General features: G+C 59.8%; 2 protein-coding genes. Both read right to left on the minus strand.

Features of this window, described 5'->3' with window-relative positions:
- The coding region (locus JNK74_29400; protein MBL7650290.1) for a hypothetical protein at nt 1-286 on the minus strand (286 nt) is incomplete at its 3' end.
- Nucleotides 283-612, minus strand: a 330-nt coding sequence (locus tag JNK74_29405; protein MBL7650291.1) for a DUF1501 domain-containing protein, incomplete at its 5' end; no start/stop codon positions are given. The genes JNK74_29405 and JNK74_29400, both read right to left, overlap by 4 nt.

Genomic DNA, 612 nt, shown 5'->3' on the forward strand with positions numbered 1-612 from the left:
ACTTCTGATTTAGCTCCTCACTGAACCGTTCTGCGGCCCGGTTCAAATGGGATTTCTCCATGAAGAAGATGACATCGGCCCAGCCGATGAGACCGGCGGTAAGTCGGACACGCGCCTCGGGTTGCGTTCCGGCCGATCGAACATCGTAGCGCGCTGAACCGCGATAGATCTCTTCCGCCGTAAGGCTTCGCTTTCGGTTTCGACTGCACACGAAGAGCAGCTTGAGCCTTGGGTTGGAGGGCGAGGCTTCGGAGTGCCTGGGAGCGGGACCGTCAACGCTGCTCACGCCAGAATTCCGGGAACGAGTTCTCCAGCGATGTCGGTGAGTCGATAGTCGCGCCCTTCGAAACGATACGTGAGCTTGAGGTGATCCACGCCGAGCAGGTGCATGATGGTGGCGTGGAAATCGTGCACATGAACGGGCTTGTCGGTGATGTTGTAGCCGAAGTCGTCGGTGGCCCCGTACGTGATGCCGGGCTTGATCCCGCCGCCGGCCATCCAGAGGGAGAAGCAGCGGGGATGGTGGTCGCGCCCGAAGCTGTCCTTTTTGATCTCTCCCTGGCTGTAGGAAGTCCGGCCGAATTCTCCTCCCCAAATCACCAGCGTGTCTTC

Source organism: Candidatus Hydrogenedentota bacterium (assembly GCA_016791475.1).
GTDB lineage: Bacteria > Hydrogenedentota > Hydrogenedentia > Hydrogenedentales > JAEUWI01 > JAEUWI01.